This is a genomic window from Marinobacter sp. (genome assembly GCF_052094685.1).
GTDB lineage: Bacteria > Pseudomonadota > Gammaproteobacteria > Pseudomonadales > Oleiphilaceae > Marinobacter.
In genome coordinates this window covers 1-19,625 of the sequence record NZ_JBQDKB010000071.1, presented here as the reverse complement: position 1 = coordinate 19,625, position 19,625 = coordinate 1, and the positions used below count along the sequence as shown (strand labels likewise).

The 19,625-nt window shown below is 52.7% G+C and carries 17 protein-coding genes; 12 read left to right on the top strand and 5 right to left on the bottom strand.

Going from position 1 to position 19,625, the window contains the following annotated elements; all coding sequences use genetic code 11:
• Nucleotides 1-46: 46 nt before the first annotated feature.
• Nucleotides 47-835: a CbbQ/NirQ/NorQ/GpvN family protein gene (locus ACTH3S_RS13555; protein ID WP_441809540.1), complete on the bottom strand. Its 789-nt coding sequence runs from the start codon at nt 833-835 to the stop codon at nt 47-49.
• 281 nt (nt 836-1,116) lie between these two features.
• Between ACTH3S_RS13555 and ACTH3S_RS13550 the strand changes: the two genes are divergently transcribed.
• The gene (locus ACTH3S_RS13550) at nt 1,117-1,818 is read left to right on the top strand and encodes a Crp/Fnr family transcriptional regulator (RefSeq protein WP_441809539.1); all 702 of its coding nucleotides are present in this window, start codon (nt 1,117-1,119) and stop codon (nt 1,816-1,818) included.
• A gap of 119 nt (nt 1,819-1,937) precedes the next feature.
• On the opposite strand, the gene ACTH3S_RS13545 is transcribed toward ACTH3S_RS13550, so the two are convergent.
• A complete protein-coding gene (locus ACTH3S_RS13545) occupies nt 1,938-3,089 on the bottom strand; it encodes a C4-dicarboxylate TRAP transporter substrate-binding protein (protein ID WP_441809538.1) in 1,152 nt (383 codons plus the stop codon).
• 302 nt (nt 3,090-3,391) lie between these two features.
• On the opposite strand from ACTH3S_RS13545, the gene ACTH3S_RS13540 reads away from it, so the two are divergent.
• Nucleotides 3,392-5,368, top strand: coding sequence for an acetoacetate--CoA ligase (locus tag ACTH3S_RS13540; RefSeq protein WP_441809537.1), 1,977 nt, complete (start codon nt 3,392-3,394; stop codon nt 5,366-5,368).
• 54 nt (nt 5,369-5,422) lie between these two features.
• Here ACTH3S_RS13540 and ACTH3S_RS13535 read toward each other — a convergent pair whose 3' ends face one another.
• Nucleotides 5,423-8,137 carry a LuxR C-terminal-related transcriptional regulator gene (locus ACTH3S_RS13535; RefSeq protein WP_441809536.1) on the bottom strand — a complete coding sequence of 905 codons (2,715 nt, stop codon included), beginning with the start codon at nt 8,135-8,137 and terminating at the stop codon, nt 5,423-5,425.
• Nucleotides 8,138-8,379: 242 nt separating this feature from the next.
• On the opposite strand from ACTH3S_RS13535, the gene ACTH3S_RS13530 reads away from it, so the two are divergent.
• The 4 genes from ACTH3S_RS13530 to ACTH3S_RS13515 all read left to right on the top strand — a co-directional run bounded on the left by ACTH3S_RS13530 (nt 8,380) and on the right by ACTH3S_RS13515 (nt 10,817).
• The gene (locus ACTH3S_RS13530; RefSeq protein WP_441809535.1) at nt 8,380-9,000 is read left to right on the top strand and encodes a TRAP transporter small permease; all 621 of its coding nucleotides are present in this window, start codon (nt 8,380-8,382) and stop codon (nt 8,998-9,000) included.
• A gap of 2 nt (nt 9,001-9,002) precedes the next feature.
• Entirely contained in the window at nt 9,003-10,307 is a 1,305-nt protein-coding gene (locus tag ACTH3S_RS13525) for a TRAP transporter large permease (RefSeq protein WP_441809534.1), read from the top strand.
• A 206-nt stretch (nt 10,308-10,513) separates the two neighbouring features.
• Nucleotides 10,514-10,711 (top strand): acyl-CoA thioesterase, encoded by a 198-nt coding sequence (locus ACTH3S_RS13520; protein WP_441809533.1) that lies wholly within the window; start codon nt 10,514-10,516, stop codon nt 10,709-10,711.
• A complete protein-coding gene (locus ACTH3S_RS13515; protein ID WP_441809541.1) occupies nt 10,689-10,817 on the top strand; it encodes a hotdog domain-containing protein in 129 nt (42 codons plus the stop codon). The genes ACTH3S_RS13520 and ACTH3S_RS13515 overlap by 23 nt, the downstream gene beginning before the upstream one ends.
• Nucleotides 10,818-10,974: 157 nt before the next feature.
• On the opposite strand, the gene ACTH3S_RS13510 is transcribed toward ACTH3S_RS13515, so the two are convergent.
• A complete protein-coding gene (locus ACTH3S_RS13510; RefSeq protein WP_441809532.1) occupies nt 10,975-11,538 on the bottom strand; it encodes a Yip1 family protein in 564 nt (187 codons plus the stop codon).
• Nucleotides 11,539-11,662: 124 nt separating this feature from the next.
• On the opposite strand from ACTH3S_RS13510, the gene ACTH3S_RS13505 reads away from it, so the two are divergent.
• The 6 genes from ACTH3S_RS13505 to ACTH3S_RS13480 all read left to right on the top strand — a co-directional run bounded on the left by ACTH3S_RS13505 (nt 11,663) and on the right by ACTH3S_RS13480 (nt 18,881).
• A complete protein-coding gene (locus tag ACTH3S_RS13505; protein ID WP_441809531.1) occupies nt 11,663-12,817 on the top strand; it encodes an NnrS family protein in 1,155 nt (384 codons plus the stop codon).
• Between the two features lie 262 nt (nt 12,818-13,079).
• Nucleotides 13,080-14,672 carry an antiporter gene (locus tag ACTH3S_RS13500; protein WP_441809530.1) on the top strand — a complete coding sequence of 531 codons (1,593 nt, stop codon included), beginning with the start codon at nt 13,080-13,082 and terminating at the stop codon, nt 14,670-14,672.
• A 45-nt stretch (nt 14,673-14,717) separates the two neighbouring features.
• Complete coding sequence (locus tag ACTH3S_RS13495; RefSeq protein ID WP_441809529.1) at nt 14,718-16,031, top strand: MFS transporter; 1,314 nt, start codon at nt 14,718-14,720, stop codon at nt 16,029-16,031.
• 150 nt (nt 16,032-16,181) lie between these two features.
• Complete coding sequence (locus ACTH3S_RS13490; protein WP_441809528.1) at nt 16,182-17,027, top strand: ion transporter; 846 nt, start codon at nt 16,182-16,184, stop codon at nt 17,025-17,027.
• 214 nt (nt 17,028-17,241) lie between these two features.
• Nucleotides 17,242-18,267, top strand: a complete 1,026-nt coding sequence (locus tag ACTH3S_RS13485; protein WP_441809527.1) for a PAAR domain-containing protein — start codon at nt 17,242-17,244, stop codon at nt 18,265-18,267.
• On the top strand, nt 18,264-18,881 hold the full coding sequence (locus tag ACTH3S_RS13480; RefSeq protein WP_441809526.1) for a DUF2931 family protein: 618 nt from the start codon (nt 18,264-18,266) through the stop codon (nt 18,879-18,881). Before ACTH3S_RS13485 ends, ACTH3S_RS13480 begins: the two co-directional genes overlap by 4 nt.
• A 143-nt stretch (nt 18,882-19,024) precedes the next feature.
• On the opposite strand, the gene ACTH3S_RS13475 is transcribed toward ACTH3S_RS13480, so the two are convergent.
• A complete protein-coding gene (locus ACTH3S_RS13475; protein ID WP_441809525.1) occupies nt 19,025-19,456 on the bottom strand; it encodes a hypothetical protein in 432 nt (143 codons plus the stop codon).
• Nucleotides 19,457-19,625 lie beyond the last annotated feature (169 nt).

Below are 19,625 nucleotides of genomic sequence, written 5' to 3'. Positions count from 1 at the left end.
AAGATCACTTTAAACGCTGTCTGTCAGGTGCAAGTCCGACAGGCTGCTAGCGGGTTTCGTTCGGGCGCCCGAATACTGCATATACCACCTCCATCAATGAAATAACTGTTGCTTCGTCGTCTGACAATGGCTCGATCATGCCTGCGCGACAGGCTACGGCTGCCGGTAAACCGGCGCGTATCAAAAGAGCCGTGTGTATCAGTAGCCGCGTTGAGGCTGCTTCTTCCAAATCATGATCTTTAAGATTTCGCAACGCAGTTGCCAGATTCACAAGCTGCTTTGCAAGATCACGGTCGCAGCCTGATTCTTCCACCACAATGGTTTGTTCCGCTTCTTCCGAGGGGTAATCAAATCGCAGTGATACGAACCTTTGGCGGGTACTTGGTTTCATGCCTTTGAGCAGGCTTTGATACCCGGGGTTATAGGAAACCACCAGCATAAAGCCCGGCGCTGCAGTAAGTAGCTCACCGGTGCGCTCTATCGGTAATTCCCGGCGATCGTCCGCAAGTGGGTGCAGCACTACAGTGGTGTCTTTCCGGGCCTCTACCACCTCATCGAGGTAGCAAATGCCACCTTCGCGCACGGCGCGGGTGAGTGGACCATCCTGCCAATAGGTACCTTCTGGGCCGATAAGGTGTCGTCCAACAAGATCGGCGGCCGTCAAATCGTCGTGGCAGGCGACGGTATAGATGGGTCGATTCAGCTTCTCAGCCATATAACGCACAAACCGTGTTTTACCACAGCCTGTGGGGCCCTTGATCAAAACAGGCAGGCCGTTATCAGCGGCAGCCTGGAACATCTCTACTTCATTACCAACCGGCTGGTAAAACGTCATTTTCAGAAACCCTTGGTGCTTGATGCTTGATAATTTGACTTACATTCATAACCGAGCCTGTGTAAAAGCAGCGAACGAACACTCGCCATCTCCGACATACATAATTAATATTTCATATATTGGTTTAAACGAAGCACCTTCACAACGACCCTTTAGTTGTACCCCTGACTTGGTAGACAACTGCCTCTATTGAACAAGCCTGTTAATGATTTAGATCATTTTTGGTTCGATTTTCTGTTACCATTACCTGTACATCATCTAAATCTATCATCAACGGTGCCATGACTCGCAACTATAGACCCGACGTGTCGTCCTCCCCTTGCATGCTGGGCGAAAACAACCCGGACATCATTCTACAAGAATCAGCGCCGCAATCCGTGGCACTGCTCAATGGCTTAAGTCGTGTATTCGGTATAAGACTAAACGACAGGCAGGATACTCCAGACACCCGGTTTCTGAACGATTTGACGAAACTGTTTCATCAGCGCCGCGTCGACGTCGAAGCCCAGATGGAGAAACACGACACCCCCTGGGCCAACGTGTATCTGATTCAATATGGCATAGTGCGATTGTTTCGGGAGTCGCCCAGCGGCAAGGTTGCAGTGCATCACTTCTTTACCGAAGGGGACATGGTCTGGCCGGTGTTTGGCCGTAGCCGCACTGTGCGCAACACCCTGTGCCTCACCAGTGTTACACCCGCCACCGTGTGGGTTGCCGATTTTGCCGAATTCCGCGCCGCCATTCAGTCCCACGGTGAGGGTCTCTGGCCCAGGTTCGCAATGGCTCTGACCGAGGAGCTGGCGGAATTGGCCAGCATGCGGGAGTTCCGCAAGCACACCATGTCGGCAAGAGAGCGCTATCAACTACTGCTTGAAGAGTATCCGGAATTGGTCAAGCGTGTACCAGACAACCAGCTTGCCTCTTGGCTTGGCGTGGTGCCGGCCACTTTTTCAAGGCTGAAAACCGGCGCAATGAAGGGCTGAGAAACGAAGCGGCGCAGATAAATATCCTGGAAAGATCTGCGCCGCTCTGTGCTCCTATTTAAAAGTAATTCTGGCATTCAACAAAACTGCGCCAGAATAACGCTGGAACCAGGTCATAATTACTGTCCGTAGCTATCCACTTGAACTTTAGAGTATACCTCGTCCCAGTATAATTGAGTCAGTTCGTCTCTGGACTCAACATCTTGCACAAGCTCTACCCACTTGCCCAGCAGAGAGCGAAAAGAATCGACTAATTCTGCAGAGGATTCTATACCGTGGTCTTCAGCATACTTGGCAGCAATTGTTTCAAGATCCTTTTCTATGAACTCACGAGTTACCTTGACCAGATCAGCGCCGGGTTGATGAATTTTTATTCCCTTTTCCTCAGCCTTTTGCATATTTGTGGCCGCTATTTTCGCATAGCCCCAACTCAATGCACTGGCATGCGCCGCTGACGCGTGTAGCATGGACCGGCGTTGATCAGCTGTCAGACTTTGCCAGACGTCAGCATTGACACTGCTGGCAACACCCGAAAAGACTCCACCGGGCATATTGGGCGTCATGTCAGAAGTAACTTCCATCAACTTAACGATCGTCAGTTCAGGGGCGGAATGTACGGTGCAATCAACCACACCCTGGCTCAGAGCTTCGTAAGTTTCGTGCTGCGGCACTGAAACCGGCGTTGCCCCAAGCTCTTTAGCCCAACGCGCCCACTGGGCGCCACCAATACGCAAGCGCTTACCCTTGATGTCTTCCAGGGTTTTCACCGGCTGGTTACAAATCAGAAAATAGGAGGACGTTCCACCGCCCCCAGTGAACAACTGGTTCTGCTGCTGGTATTCCTGTACACAGCTTGGGCAGTTAAAGAATACGTACTCCGCCATGGCTCCGGCAAAGGCCAGACCCACTTTTTCCGTAGGGGCATCAGCCATTTCAATGAGCATAGTAAGCTCTGTGGCAAGGTTTGTGCTCGGAAAGTCCGAAGGGAAATAGGGTGTTAAAACCATACCACTATCTGCCATACCGTCCCGGATTCCCGGTGGTATCTCACTGAAGCTCAGTAGTGACTGCGCGTACACTTTGGCATTCAGATCGCCTTTCGAATGCTCCTCGAGATCGGTAGCAAAAGCCTCTGCGGCCTTGGCTCCTATGGAACCAGGCGCATAGCCAGTTGCGTAACTCACCGTCCGGGCTTCGGCCAAGCCGGTGACCAGAGTGCCCGCCAAAAATGCAGGTAACAGGCCTCGCCTAATAAATTTGGAACAGTTCATTATTATTCTCCTGTGGGTTCAGCTATTTTATCGTCGATTGCAAAAAACGCCTGGCCAGGAAATTTGGAATCTTCGCCAGTTATATCATGTTGGGAGCAAACCGCGCCTTTCGACATCGTCGGAAGCGACGAATCTTTATCTGGACATTCTGACGTCACCTCTCAACCGAACACTGGCAAACATACATTTCGTCGTTTCAGACGATGTCCGTTGCCTTGCCACCACACCATTATGATTAGGAGTTGCGAGGAGCGGGCTGCACCTACCCTCCCCATCAACAACAATACGCAAGAGGTATTACCATGACAACTGTCACTCCCAAACCGCTTTGGCAGCCAAGCCAGGCCCGCATTAATCAGAGTCAACTCAAACGTTTTATGGATTGGCTGCGCGAGCATAAATCATTGCACTTTAGTGATTACAATTCCCTCTGGGAGTGGTCGGTGGAGTCCCTGGAAGACTTTTGGGCAGCTTTCTGGGAATTCTATGATATTCAGTCGCGCACTCCTTATCATAGCGTTCTGAGCAGTCAGAAAATGCCTGGCGCAACCTGGTTTGAGGGCGCGCGACTGAACTTTTCGGAGCAGGCGTTCCGGTTTCATCAAGAAAACCCTGACCGCGCAGCCATTGTCTCTCGGTCAGAACTACGCCCAACAGAAAGTATTTCCTGGGCTGAAATGCGCAGCCAAATTGCCTCTGTAGCCTATACTCTTAGAAAAATGGGGGTTGAACCGGGCGACCGGGTTGTTGCCTACCTTCCAAACATTCCGGAAGCCGTCATCGCGTTTTATGCCTGCGCAAGTATCGGCGCAATCTGGTCCAGCTGCTCACCCGATATGGGCGTGCGCAGCGTAGCAGATCGTTTTCGACAGATTGACCCAAAAGTCATGCTGGCCGTAGACGGCTATAAGTACGGCGGAAAGGAGTTCGACCGGCTTGAGGTTCTGAAGAACCTCAAAGTAGAACTGCCAACGTTGGAAAATGTGATTCTTTTACCCTATCTCAAAGAAGATGCCCGACTTGAAAACGCCACCCTTTGGGATGATCTGTTAGGACACGATGTTGCATCAGAATTTGAACACCTCCCGTTTGACCATCCTCTCTGGATCGTTTACTCCTCGGGGACAACGGGGATGCCAAAGCCCATTGTCCATGGTCACGGGGGTGCCTTACTCGAAGCCATGCTCGGGCACGGCTTACACTTGGACCTGGGCACCGACGATCGCTATTTTTGGTTCTCTACCACAGGCTGGATTATGTGGAACTGCCAGATCAGCGGTCTGCTGCTCGGTGCGACAATCTGCCTTTTCGACGGTAATCCCGGATACCCGGACCTGGGCACACTCTGGCGCTTTGCTGAGGAGGCAAAAGCCACTTTCTTTGGCGCGGGTGCCGCTTATTATATGAGTTGCCTGAAAGCCGGCATTGAGCTTGATCGTATCGCCGACCTCAGGCGGATTCGCTCGGTGGGCTCAACCGGGTCGCCATTACCCGAACAGGGATACGCATGGATTAATGCGCAATTCGAAGACGTACTGATTGCCCCCATCAGCGGAGGCACCGACGTGGCGGCATTCTATGTGGGATCCTGCCCAATCATGCCGCTTTACGAAGGCGAGATGCAGTGCCGCACCATGGGCACAGCGGTGTACGCTCTGGATGATAATGGTGAGGTAGTAGAAGACGACGTCGGCGAATTGGTTGTTACCAAACCAATGCCATCCATGCCGTTGTACTTCTGGGGTGATGTTGACGGAAAACGCTATCACGAAAGTTATTTTGACGTATTTCCGGGGTTATGGAGGCATGGCGACTGGATTCGAATAACTCCGCGCGGTGGCGCCATCATTTATGGCCGCTCTGACACAACGATCAACCGTCAGGGCATTCGCATGGGGACCAGCGAAATTTACCGCGTAGTGGAAGAGGCGCCCGAAGTTGTGGACAGCCTGGTTGTAGACCTCGAATACCTGGGAAGCAAACCCTACATGCCGCTATTCATTGTACTCCGTGAAAATTCAGAGCTGACAGACGAGCTTGTTCAACGTATCCGCAACGCCATACGCACTCAACTCTCTGCCAGACATATCCCTAACGATATCATCCAGGTCTCTGAAATTCCTCGTACGCTAACCGGGAAAAAAATGGAGCTGCCGGTAAAAAAACTCTTACAGGGAGCCCCGCAGGAAAGTGTTGCTAACCCGGATGCCATGGCCAATCCGGATAGCCTTATCTATTTTACGGAGTTCGCAAAACGGCAAAAGACTGCTCTCACCTAGACGCTGCAGATCAAATGAGCCGCGTTTCGCCCGTGTTCCGCGACTCACATCAGCTCAGATTAACCCGTGGCGGCGAGCAATGGCTACTGCTTGAGTGCGACTTGAGGCGTTCAGTTTGGAATTGATATTTCGCAGGTGAGTACGCACTGTACTGTCTGATACAAAGAGCTTCTCCGCCATGGTATTATTTGAATAACCTTCCGATAGCAACTGCAGAACCCGGGTTTCTTTTCTTGTCAGTGAATTCAGCAGTGGCTCATCAGCTTCTGGCGCTACAACTATTGGCAACAGCACAGAACCAAACGCGTCAATCACGCGCTGCAGATAATCCATGAAGAGCGGATCATTCTGGCGCCTGGTTTCAAGTAATGCCTGATAATAAAACTGAATCACCGAGCCAGCTGCCGTTCCTTCATCTACAAACAAACGTACATAGCCCTCGGCGCAGCAGACAGGCATGATATCCGCCATCACTGCCAGCGCCTCACCGGATCGGTTACTGCGGTGTAGTGCGATCGCTTTAAACAATTTCAGTTTCAGTACGCGACGGTAAAGTGAGCTGTTTTGTGCGTCTGCTATTTCAAGTTCAAGTGGCGAAAGTGCGGCTTGTGGTTCACCCGCAAGAACCTCCCAGCGCAAGCGGGCCATCTCCATATACTGCAGATCATTTGCAGGCATTCGATGTCTGCGCACACGCTGCCAGAGCTCCTCAGTGCCGGCCCTGTCGAGCTCCTGCCTTGCAGCTGTGCCACGCCCCTGCACCAAGAACAGTCGCGAGCGCTCAAGACGTGCCGTAGCGACCACCCTTGACAGTTTCCTGACGCGCCCCAGATGTTCCAGCTCGGTCAGTGCCTGAAACGCACGGTCAACATCCCCCTCGCTAAATGCCAGCCTCGACAACATGATATCGCTGATCAGCATATGGTCCGGCAACCCCGCTTCACGCACTAATGGACCATAAACGTGTAACAAACGAGTGGCCATCTCCAAATCATTCGCTTCGTATACCGTATTTGCATGTAAAACACCTGCCCAGGCATTTCCATTAGTATGGCTGAAATCACATGTCGGGCCACGTGCACCGACTGCGAGACGAAAACGCGCAGCAGCTTGTTTTTGGCGCCCCTCCTGAAGATCAATCAACCCCTCCAGGGCCTCTGAATACATGGAGTTGAACAAACTTGAGTGACCGGACTGCGCATCCCTTGCACCATCAATGAGCTGGCAAGCCTGATCGTAGTTGCCCATAACTGAAAAAATATTCGCTCGCGAGTTAATCGAAACAATATCCGCAAACGGAGCATAACCGATGAGTGTGTCGTCCTCCGCGTGTACCAGTTCACTGGCCTCCTCAAAACGATCCATCATGCCGAGCATCAGGGGCTTGAACGCTTGAATATGTGACTTGACTACGGGGTTATCAAAGACTTCCAGAACAGTAGCCGAAAGCATCTCTAACGCTTCATCGGGCCCTCGGGTAAACCCGACAGCCCAAATGTAAATCATTTCAAGGAGTTCATACCTTTTCAGCTGTTCCGCTGGCAATGCATCAAACCAGCGTGCGAGGAGCTTCATTCTTCCCTGTGACAGCAACCGTTCTGCATGGGCTTCCAGCAGTTTGGTTGCATGCGCATAGGCATGCCCCTCGATAGCATGATCAATAGCTGGAACAAAGCGGTCGGAGTTTTCATACCAGTTCGAGGCTGCCAGGTGAAGCCGGGCGACTTCCTGAGGATATTGAGCATACAGCTGGGCACGTAAAAATCCGGCAAAGAGGCTGTGGTAACGGTAGGTATTTGTCTGGTGCTCCAATGGCGTCAAAAAAGCGCCACTGGTAGCAAGATAACTTAGCATAACCATGCTGTTGCAACCCGGCACCAGAGCGCAACATATCGAGGGTGTCAGATAACGAAGAATACTTGTACGGAGTAAGAAATCCTTGACCTCTTGAGGCTGTTGCGCCAACACATCGTGAGCAAGATAGTCGGCAACTGCCTCGTTTTCACCCGAAAAATGCTGTATAAAGAACTGCGGAGATTTGTTACCGTCGAGCGCCAAAGATATCAGCCATAGTGCGGTTGCCCAGCCTTCTGAGCGGTCATGAATGCGAGTAAGATCGTCTTTAGACAGTTCCAGTTTGCGCCCACCGTTGAGGAACTCAGCCGTTTCCTCTACCGAAAAACGCAGATCGGAAATGCTTATTTCAAGTAACTGGCCCCGAGCTCTCAGACGTCCAAGCCCCAACTCCGGCATACGTCTCGAACCCACAATAATTTGCCCATGAGCGGGAAGATGCTCAACTACTTCCCGGATAAGGCTTAGGACAGAGGGTTCGTGGAGTTTTTCAAAGTCATCAATGAACAGCGCAAACGCAGACGGATTCTCTGATAACCGCGCCACGATGCCGAAAGCGGCTTCGCTTGCCGTCTGACCAACGCCACCCCCGGTACTTCCTGTAGAAACATCTACATCCGCGAGCCGTGAGACTGCCGAATCAAGACAAAACATAAATCGTGAAACGTCATTGTCAGCATCATCGATAGTCAACCACGCCGTCGCAACGCCCGCACTGCTCATCTGAGACATGCTTTGGGTCATTGCTGTGGTTTTTCCAAACCCGGCAGATGCACGAACAACAATCAGCTTGGCAGCAGTTGAAGAAAGTATTTTCCGGCACAGTTCAGCACGTTGAACCTGAGTGGCTCTGGATGCAGGTGGGTTGAGCTTGCTTCCCATGGGAACACGCGTGAGCGTGTGGAATACAGGCATAGCGCTTTAAGGCTCCGGAGTTAATCGAATGCTGACTTATACGCACACTATACATCTTGACGATTACTAAACTGCTCTTATTGTTTGAATAGCAACACAAAACACTACCATAAAATGCTCAGCCCCCAGCAATAATTCCTGTCACACACTGTTTGTTATCGAATTCGTCGGTTACGACGATGATGGCCAGCCTCACCGTGCTTATTCTTCAATAAGCGCGATACCAGCAAGGCTATGCCACAATGAATACAAACGCTAACAGGCTCAATAAAAACAATACCAACTCATTAAGAGGCGCAACGGAGGCAGGCATGCACGGCACAGGACGTTTCTTGTCCATAATTACCAACCTGATGACCATAATAGGTGGGCTAGCCATCGCTTTGATGATGCTGCACATCACCCTGGATATAGCCAGTCGCTATCTTCTGAACTCGCCCCTTCCAGGCACCATCTCGATTGTATCCTATTACTACATGATTATTGCTGTGTTCATTCCATTAGCATTTGCTGAACAGAAAAACGCGCACATTTCAGTAGAAGTGGTTACCGCACGACTCCCCATGTGGATGCAACGTAACCTGGAGCGCTTGTCATTTCTGCTGTCCACTCTCGTTTTCTCACTCCTGACAGTTCGTACGTGGGAGGAAGCCGAAAAAAAACGAAGCTTTGGAGCATCGGTTACACAAGGCAACGACGCCATTCCTATCTGGATCACCTATTACGTTCTTCCCCTTGGGTGCGGCCTGATGGCACTGGTCGTTCTTTATAAACTAATCAGTTCCTGTCTGGGAACTGAATCAGGGCTAGACACTTCTACAGCGCAAGCTGATGACCTGGAAGACGACGGGATGGAAAAGTAACAATGTCAGACGTACAAATTGGATTATCCGGACTCGCCATACTCGTTGCTTTACTTGCTTTAAGGGTTCCGATTGGGGTTGCTTTGATCGGAGTTTCCTTTAGTGGGCTCTGGTACATGATGGGCTGGAATATCGCCTGGGGCTCCCTCGGCATAGTTCCTTATCAGTTCGCCTCAAACTGGGTTCTGAGCTCAGTGCCAATGTTTCTGCTGCTGGGTTTTGTTTGCTACCACACTCAACTCACACAAGGGCTGTTTCGCGCGGCAAGAATGTGGTTATCGGGTGTGCCCGGCGGGTTGGCGATAGCCGGGATCTTTGGCTCTGCCGGTTTTGCTGCCGTTTCCGGGTCGTCTGTTGCCTGCTCTGCGGCTATGGGCAGGATCGCCGTCCCAGAAATGATTCGTCACCGTTATCATCCAGAACTGGCCACAGGCACAGTTGCGGTCGCAGGTACCATTGGTGCTTTGATCCCGCCCTCAATTATCATGATTCTGTACGGCATCATCGCCCAGCAATCCATTACCGGACTCTTTCTCGGCGGTATCAGCGCAGGCATCATTACCACCATTGGCTACATCGTGGTGATCCTGGTGCGTGTGAAGCTGACCCCCTCGCTCGCACCAGACACTAAAGAAATCATTCCCACCGTAGAGAAGATTCGAGCCCTGAAGGACACCTGGCCGGTGTTGTTGATAATGATTGGTATATTCAGTGGTCTCTTTGGCGGCATATTCACAGCCACTGAAGCGGGCGCGGTTGGTGCTTTTCTTTCCCTGGTGGTAGCAGCGCTTAAACGCAGCCTGAACTGGACGCGTTTTCGCAACGCTATTCTCGAGACCCTGATGACGACAGGTGCGCTCATTATCATTGCAGTCGGCGCAAGCCTGCTTACCCGTTTTCTGGCGCTATCCGGCGCAGGAGATTATTTGTCCGAACTGATAATAAACCTGAATTCCGGCCATTTTATGCTGCTTCTGGCAATCGTTCTGATTTATGTATTTTTGGGCATGTTTCTTGAGCCCATCGGTGCCATGCTGTTGACATTACCCATCATCTTACCAATTGTGGACAACGCTGGCCTCAATCTTCTGTGGTTTGGCGTAGTGCTTACCAAACTGTTAGAGATTGGCATGATAACCCCGCCAATTGGCATGAACGTATTTGTGATTAAGAGCGTTGTCGGAAACCTGGCTTCTACCTCCGCTATCTTCAGAGGCATATTCTGGTTCCTGATTATGGATTTTCTGGTTCTGTTCTTCCTTATGGCGTTTCCGGATTTTATTCTTTACCTTCCGTCTCTGGAGTAGCCGTCATATGGTTTCGCTAAGCTAGGGTCCCGGAGGTAGTAGTTGCAACGACTCTGATAAAAAAGCTCGGTATATTTAAGCTCTGCTATACCATCGATGCGAAACTGGCATACTCCGCAACGTTTCAGGAATTAGACGACTGCCTGATTAGGTGCATCACGGGCACGCGATAGAAACATCGATTCTGCTAACAGGAAAAGGGAATAGTGACGCAATTGCAGCAAACATCGTCGAGGAAGCCGTTCAGGTATTTCATGCAGGTCCGGTACGCAGAATGCGATGCTCAGCAGGTGGTGTTTAACGCCCGCTACGGCGACTATATTGATATTGCTGCCACTGAGTTTTTCGATACAGTAACCGCAGAACAGCCTTCCACAACGTCTGCTCGACTACCAGGTCGTTAAACTGACCATAGAGTGGAAAGCGCCAGCGCGCTACAGGGATACACTAGAGCTGTCGGTCAGGGTAACCCACTTGGGGAACACCTCGTTCGCGCTAACGGTGAGCTGATTGGAGTGGCGGTAAATGCAGAAACCCTCGAAAAAATTTCCATACCCGACACTTTAAAAACGGCAATGCAAACTAGCGGCGAAGACTGGTTCATTGACCATGCAGGACTGTTCACTGCTCCGCAAATTATCTGATCCCAAATGTTTGGAACAAAGGATCAAAATGCCCAGACCATCGCCATAAGAATACCCCAGGCCAGGAAGGCAGCCGCCATCACCGTGTAGGTGGCAGACATGGTAAGCACATCGTCAGGACTGCGATGGCACAGGGATCTCAGGCCCTGATACACAAGAGTGCAGGAAAACACCATCGCGGCCATCACCGCTATTACGCTGACGGCCACCGCAGGTATGAGCAAGGCCAGCGACGATAACCAAAGCGGAAGGGGCGCAATGGCTGCAAGCAGGTAGGCATTTTTGTAGCTGATCTCCAGCTTGTGGCTTTCTACCACAGCATGAATCAGCCAGCCCATCACAAAGAACGTCAGCAACTCTGCCAGAAAAAGGATCGTGGTGATAAAGCGCCATTCCTTAGTGCCAAACCCGGCAATAAACTCATCGCCGTAATGGGTTCCCGCGTAGTAAAGCAACACAGGTGGCAAAAGCGACATGGGCACCACAATACACCATGCAAGCACGGGTATAGACAAATCCCTGCGCTGAAGTTCACCCCAGCCTCCATTGCTGGAAAATGGAAGTTTAAGCAAGCTGGCGACGTTCATGGTAGTTCTCCTTGCTCTCAGGCTGGCGCATTTGCCACACATGACAGCTTTTGCAATATTGTGGCGGCTATTATCTATTATTTTTAGGCGTCTTACGCCAAACCGTCAATCAACAAGGATGATCTTGAGCAAGTTAAACACCAAGCGCGCACCCAAGCCCCAAGCTTTCTGGCTGTTTTTTCCTGCTGCAAGCCTGCTTGCAGCCATTGCGGTTCCACTATCCGTTTGGGCTGTATGGTCCGGCACAGGCTGGCCGGCGGGCTTGCTGGGCGCCGGACACGGCCATGAACTGATTTTCGGTTTTGCACTGGCCTTAGTGGCCGGTTACACGCTCGGCCCTCAACCGAAAACCCTCCTCTATCCACTTTTTGGCCTTTGGCTGGCAGCACGTTTAAGCTGGATATTCCTGCCACACAGCCTTTTGGCACAGCTTCTGGGGCCGGCCTTTGCTCTGCTGCTTGCCTGGCATGTAGTGCCTCGCTTCAACGCGGCCAAAAAATGGCGAAACCGCATGATTGCGCCATTAATTTTACTGCTGTGCCTGCTTACTCTGGCATTCTGGTTTTCTACCGCGCTAAATATACCCTATGCATTTTGGTTACCAGGGCCCTATAAACTGATGCACGCGGCTATCACAGGGCTGCTGTTACTGATGACATTCATGGGCGGAAGACTCATTGCTCCTGCAGTTGCCGGCACGCTGGAAAAGAAAGGTATTGCGTTAGAGGCGCGCGTTCAGCCACGCATTGAGGGCATGCTGATTATTGCGTTAGGAGGTGCCATTTTTCTGATGGCATTCCCGGTAGCAGACTGGATAACAGGCAGCCTGCTATTGGCCGCCTCTGGTCTTATCACCCTGCGTACCCTGCGCTGGAAACTCTGGCTATGCCCAGAACGGCCGGATTTACTGGTACTGGCCGCGGGCTACCTCTGGCTGGCCGTTGGCGCACTGGCTACCGGCCTGGCACTGCTAAGGGGCACTGCAGTGGCCCCCGCGTTGCACCTGATCACTATAGGCGCGCTGGGCACTTTATCCACTAGCGTAATGCTTCGCCTGGCCTGGCAACGAAGCCACCGCAAGTCGCCTGCTGCCGTGGAGGTTTTCCCCATTGCGGCGTTGCTTTCTGCTGCTGCCATCAGCCGGTTTATGGCAGGCGACGCACCTTTCAGCGCGCCGATACTTTTGTGGCTCTCCGCCAGCTTTTGGGCGCTGGCCTATCTGTGGCTAACCGTTAGGCTCCGCATTCTTGCCAAACACGCGAAAAACCGCAGGAAATGAATGGCTACCTCTCCTGCGCCAACCGCGACAATGATTACCCCTTTAGTAATAGCCCAAACGCATCTCTTTGAATAATAAAGCTTTAATTGCCCGCCGACCCCCTTAAAACAAGCGCTCATAATAGCTCCCTATCTGCTTAGCCTTTTCCTTGATAAATATCATGAATACACAGGGACCACACTTTGCACAATGGTAACGAGAAGCCCAGATACCCCGCCCAATGCGGCATGGGGGGGGGCACGCAAACCTAGGGAGCATTGTTATGGCCAAGACCAACGCCGATATCGAACACTGGGATGTCGAGAATGAAGAGTTCTGGGAGCAAGAAGGTAAACACATTGCTTCCCGCAACCTTTGGATATCCATCCCCAGCTTGCTAATAGGTTTTGCCGTATGGCTAATGTGGGGAATGATCACTACCCAAATGCAAAACCTGGGTTTTTCATTCTCCATAGAGCAGTTGTTCAGTCTCTCCGCAATCGCCGGTTTGTCTGGCGCAACCTTACGAATTCCCGCTTCGTTCATGATCAAAATCGCCGGCGGCCGTAACACCATATTTTTGACTACCGCATTATTGATGATCCCGGCGGCAGGCACCGGCATTGCGCTGATGAACCCGGATACACCATTTATCGTGTTCCAGGCTCTGGCACTTCTGTCCGGTATCGGTGGCGGCAACTTCGCATGCTCCATGAGTAACATCAGCTCTTTCTATCCCAAGAGCAAACAGGGCTATGGCCTGGGAATGAATGCTGGCCTGGGTAACTTCGGCGTAACGACCATGCAAATCCTGATCCCCCTGGTGATGACCGTAGGGGTGTTCGGCTTTCTTGCAGGCGATTCCATGCAACTGCAAAGCCCAAGCGGCACACTGATCGGTCGTATCGAAGCGGGCACTGAAACCTGGATCCAGAACGCCGGCTTTATCTGGTTGTTATTCCTGATTCCCTTGGCATTCGCCGGCTGGTTCAGGATGAACAACCTGAAAGTGGTTACCCCCAATCCGGGCAACCCGGCTTCAGCATTCGGTAAGATTCTCGGGCTTTACGGCGTGGGTATCCTGACCTCTGTGCTGGGGGTCTGGGCGCTTAGCGTTATGAACATGTGGCTGGCCCTGCCACTGACAATCATCCTGACCGTGGTTCTGTTGCGCCTGATACCCGGTGACATCAAACCCAACATCAAAAATCAGTTCGCCATCTTCAGCAACAAGCACACCTGGTCCATGACGGTGTTGTACATCCTGACTTTTGGCTCGTTCATTGGCTTTTCGGCAGCGCTGCCCCTGTCTATCAGCATCATTTTCGGCAACATGATGGAAGTAGCGGCCGACGGCACTGTTACTCGCGTGGTGAACCCGGATGCCCCCAGCGCCCTCACCTGGGCCTGGATGGGTGCCTTTGTTGGCGCACTCATACGCCCCGTAGGCGGCTGGATCTCTGACAAAATGGGCGGCTCCATCGTTACCCAGATCATTTCTGTGATCATGGTGGTGGCGTCGGTGGCCACCGGTTACGTGATGATGCTGGCCTACAACTCCACTGATCCGAACAGCTACTTCGCCCTGTTCCTGATTCTGTTCATCGTGATGTTCGCAGCCAGCGGCATCGGCAACGGCTCTACTTTCCGCAGCATTGGTTACATTTTTAACCAACAGCAAAAAGGACCAGTGCTTGGCTGGACCAGCGCCATCGCTGCCTATGGCGCTTTCATTGCGCCCAAGCTGCTGGGCCAGCAAATTCAGGCTGGTACTCCGGAAGTGGCTATGTATGGCTTCGCCGTGTTCTACGCCCTGTGCCTGGTAGTGAACTGGTGGTTCTACCTGCGCAAAGATGCCTACATCAAAAATCCTTAATCACAACACTATGACCGAACCATGCCGACCAAGAGAGCGGACATTATGAGCACACCAACCAAGTCACAGCAGAACCAGGCTCTGGGCTTATCCACATTTGCCTTCACTCTGTGTTTTGCTGTGTGGACCATTTTTTCTATCATTGGCATCCGCATCGCGGAAGATCTGGGGCTTTCAGACACTCAACTTGGCTTGCTAATGGCCACGCCTATTCTGACCGGCTCCATCAGCCGGCTGTTTCTGGGCATCTGGACCGATCGCTACGGCGGGCGCTGGGTATTCGGCATACTCATGCTCACCACATCTGCCTGTGTTTACCTGCTAACCTTTGCCACTACCTACCCCATGTTACTGGTGGGTGCTCTGGGAGTTGGCCTTGCCGGTGGTTCCTTTATTGTTGGCGTCGCCTACGCCGCTGCCTGGTTTGAGCCAGCACGTCAGGGCACAGCTTTGGGTATCTTTGGCGCAGGCAACGTTGGCTCCGCCGTAACCAACTTCGGCGCACCTTTTTTGCTTGTGGCTTTTGGCTGGGAGACTACAGCCCAGGTTTATGCCTCTGTATTAGCGGTCATGGGCGTTGTGTTTATTCTTCTGGCAAAGGAAGACCCGCTTTCTGCCGGGCGTAAAGCCGAAGAACCCCGTTCGTTCATGGAGCAGATGGAGCCACTGAAAGATTTGCGGGTCTGGCGTTTTGCTCTCTACTACTTCTTCGTATTCGGGGCGTTCGTGGCCCTGGCGCTGTGGCTGCCACACTACCTGATTGGCGTTTACGGGCTTAGCATAACGACTGCAGGCATGATCGCAGCGCTTTATACCATTCCAGCCTCCCTGTTCCGTATACTGGGCGGCTGGATGTCTGATCGCTACGGCGCTCGGCGCGTGATGTACTGGACATTTACCGCCTCAGTTATCTGCACCTTCCTTTTGAGTTACCCGCCTACAGATTATGTAGTGCACGGCATTAACGGCGACATTCGCTTCAGCATAGGCATGAGCCTGCCGGTGTTTGTGGCGCTCATTTTTACTCTTGGCTTTTTCATGTCCCTCGGCAAAGCGGCTGTGTACAAACATATTCCTGTCTACTACCCCATGCACGTAGGTGCTGTTGGCGGTGTAGTCGGCATGATTGGCGGGCTGGGCGGGTTCATTCTGCCCCTGACCTTTGGCGCGCTGAACGACATTACCGGCATTTGGCAGAGTTGCTTCATGCTCATGTTCGTAATTGCCGCCGCTGCATTGGCCTGGATGCACTACGCCATTCGCAGCGCAGAGCGCGTGGAGTGGGCGGCGAACACCGAAAAGACCGATCTGCCGGAATTGGCAACGCCGCAGCTGTTCTACCCTTTGGGCCGCAAATAAGCAGTTGCAAGCCGGATAGAATGACAAGCACCCATTCGCACCACACAAAAGCGGATGGGTGTTTCTTTAAATACTGGTAAATACCCTGTTCCAGAGCCGTGCGGCACATTAGACTCCATACTTCCGATATCACCTGGAGCAGTAAAAACCATGTCCCCGGAAGTGTCCCCCTTTCCCGGCTTCAACCAGTTGTGCCGTATTGAATCCAGCACCCTCTTTCAGGGCGTGGTGATCAGCATTATCGTTCTCTCGGCACTGACCATCGGGGCCAAGACCTACGATTTGCCGCCCCTGGTTGAACAGTCCCTGAGCCTGATGGATGCAGCCATCACCCTGTTCTTTCTGGTCGAGATCCTGTTTCGCTTCGCCGCCAGCCCGGTAAAACGCCGCTTCCTGCTGGACGGCTGGAACCTGTTCGACACCCTGGTAGTCATCGGCAGCCTGATCCCCCTGGACAATTCCGAAGCCGTGCTGCTTGGTCGCCTGCTGCGGGTATTCCGGGTGCTGCGCCTGGTCTCCGTGGTGCCGGAACTGCGCTTTTTGATCAACTCCCTGCTCAAAGCCATTCCCCGCATGGGCTACATTGCGCTGCTGATGTTCATTATTTTCTACATCTACGCCGCCATGGGCTCCATGTTCTTCGCCAGCGTGGACAACGAGCTCTGGGGTGATGTCGCCATCTCCATGCTCACCCTGTTCCGGGTAGCCACCTTCGAGGACTGGACCGACGTAATGTACGCCACCATGGAGCAATACCCCCTTAGCTGGATCTACTACCTGACCTTTATCTTCCTGACGGCCTTCGTGTTTCTGAACATGATGATTGGTGCCATTCTGGAAGTGATGAGCGAGGAGCAGAATGCCAGGCAGGCCCAGCAGGCGCATGATGAGCGTGATGAGATCAACCGCCAGCTACGCGAAGTGCAGAGCCAACTGGCAGAGCTGCTCAGCCACGCCAAGACAAAACAGCACGGGCCTCCACAACAGGGAGAGTGACCCCGTCAGTGTAAATCTATTACCTCTAAGTGAAAGACTTAGATACATGTTTCAGCGAGTCGTCGAGATTGCGAGCGCAACGATAGGAAACAGCACCAACCCGGTCGCACAACTTGCCGTTATGTGGTGCCAATCATGCTAAAATTACGGGTTTTGAGCCATGCTCAATCACGGGTAGCCAGGACGCTACACATTACAGAAAGGAACTCTCATCATGAGCAATCTGATTGCCGCCTGCGTTGGCGACATGCACGTTTGCCCGATCAAAGGGCACGGCTCCTCCCCCATCATGCCAAACGGCTCCAGCATCCTTGTTGAAGGCAAGCCCATTGCCCGGGTAGGCGATGTCACCGGCTGTGGTGCGGTTATTACCCAAGGCTACCCGCTGGCGCTGGCCGATGGTATGCCCGTTGCCTACCTTGGTAGCCCAACCAGTCACGGTGGTTCCATTGTCAGCGGTAATCAGCGAGTCATACTGGGTGTTGCCACCACCACAGCACCTATCGTCGATTTTGCAATGGCTGGCGCATTGGATGACAAAGGCCAGCTTACCCCTGCCGCGAAAGAGTTGCTGGACAAAGATCCGCAGGAATTTGTTCGCAAAGCGGCACAGAAAGGCGCATTGATTGACGAAGGCGTTTCTGACGAGTCACCGGAGGGCTCGCCCGAAGAAGAGAACCGCCCCAAAGTCCGGGTAGAGGCTGGCATCTTTTTCGACGGCACTGGCAATAACCGCGACAATACCCAGATGTATCAGCGGCAAATAGATGAATGCCTCACAGCCAATGCGGCTGGGGCCATCTCAGAAGAAGAGTGCAGCAACGAACTGTCTCAGATCATGGAAGGCAGTTACCTTAATGCGGAAACCAATGTTTCCAAGCTGGAGCGAATGTATCAGAAGGGCCAATTCCAGAGTGATGAATGGGGCCAAGCACGCAGGACTTCCATTTATATTGCAGGTGTGGGCACCAAGTCAGGACAGCCAGACGACGGACCCAGTATGGGTCTGGGCCTTGGAGAGCAAGGCATACTAAAGAAAGTCGATCAAGGTTGCGACGATCTGGCGAATGAAATCATCCGGCTCGTCAGTGATCCCATCGACGAGCTAATACTAGACGTTTTCGGCTTCAGCCGTGGCGCGGCCACAGCTCGGCATTTTGTCAGCCGAGAGGTGCGGGACACAACGAGCTCCTTATACGGTGAATACAAAGGGGCTTTGGTCAGAGGGGGAATACCATGAGTATTAAGACGCTCGCTATTAGCTTCTGTGTCCTGGTGCTGCTGGGGTGTTCGGATCACAGTCAACAAGAAGAACCAACGTATGGCCCAGATCCCTCCTATCGAAGTATCTCCGTTGTGGTGCCGCAACACTACGATGCATGGGTCGAGACTTTTATCCTCGAATCTGTGTCGGGTGAAATCGGTTGGCGGGCGCCCATCGGGAGCGTCTCCTGTTGCTGGAAAGAACCCTCTGGAGGGAATGCGGAATGGCAGGCAATGCCGGGGCTGGTGCTCATCAAGTGGTTCTCGTTTGCTGAGCAGCAATCTTACCGGGCGTTAATCAAACTGGAGAATGCTCGTGAGATTGAAGAGAGAATGAAGGAGATCGCCCCACTTGAGCGATATGGCAAAACCTTTGAAATGCCTCGTAACGACCTTACCTTTGGCTTGGCACCAGGGGGCACGGTGGTTGTCTGGATAATGAATGGGGCGGAAAATGCGATTGAGGTGGGGCGTTATAAGGCGCAACCGTTCAACAACGAGAAGTCGGACTATTCTCAATGGGTAGATGAATACATGGAGAAAGAAGGTGATTACCTCCGGGAAAATGGGATCAAACTGGATGGCTGGTAGATGCATACCCTTATAGCTTGGGTGTCAATCACCACATATCCATGCCATGCACCGGATGCCAAACCCTCCGCTTCGCTGCGGTTTTTGTCACCAGTGATGGCCGGCGTTATGTGTGGTTTTCGCCGAGCCAGACGACGCTGTCTTCACCACGCCCAAAGCCTTGCCCGGAACGGGCTCTGCCGCCAGAGCAACGCCACCCAAAGAGCATGCAGGTTCAGAAGCAGCGCCAGCACCCATTCAAAGGCGTTGTCTATGCGGCTGTATAAATCGGGGGCCACGGCACTAAGGATGACCGAGACAATGCCCACCGCCAGGGTCACTTCGCTCAACCACAGCAGACGGTTTCCGCTTCGGTGCCAGCGCGGATGATCCCGAAGGGCCGAGCTGATCAGAAGCAGTGCAATGTAAGTCAATGAGAAGTACAACACCACGCCAATGCGGCGGGTGAGGTTGAAGCCCTCACCTTCGTGGCCAAGGGCCAATGTGTAGGCGGCCAGGGCAACGGCGGCCACCAGCCCAAGCCATGGCACCCGGTTCGGCTGATGCTGGTACAACTGTCCCAGTAGGGTATGCACCAGGAGATGTGGCCCTCAAGAGCCGCAATGACAAACGTTGCGTGAATGGTTAACAGCGGAACCAGTCCAGCCGCCAGCGCCAACCACCACAAGGAAATAGATCGGTTGCGGTTTGCCCGGTTCATCACGCCTCCTGACAGCGCGACCGCTAGTGGCCGGATCGACGCTC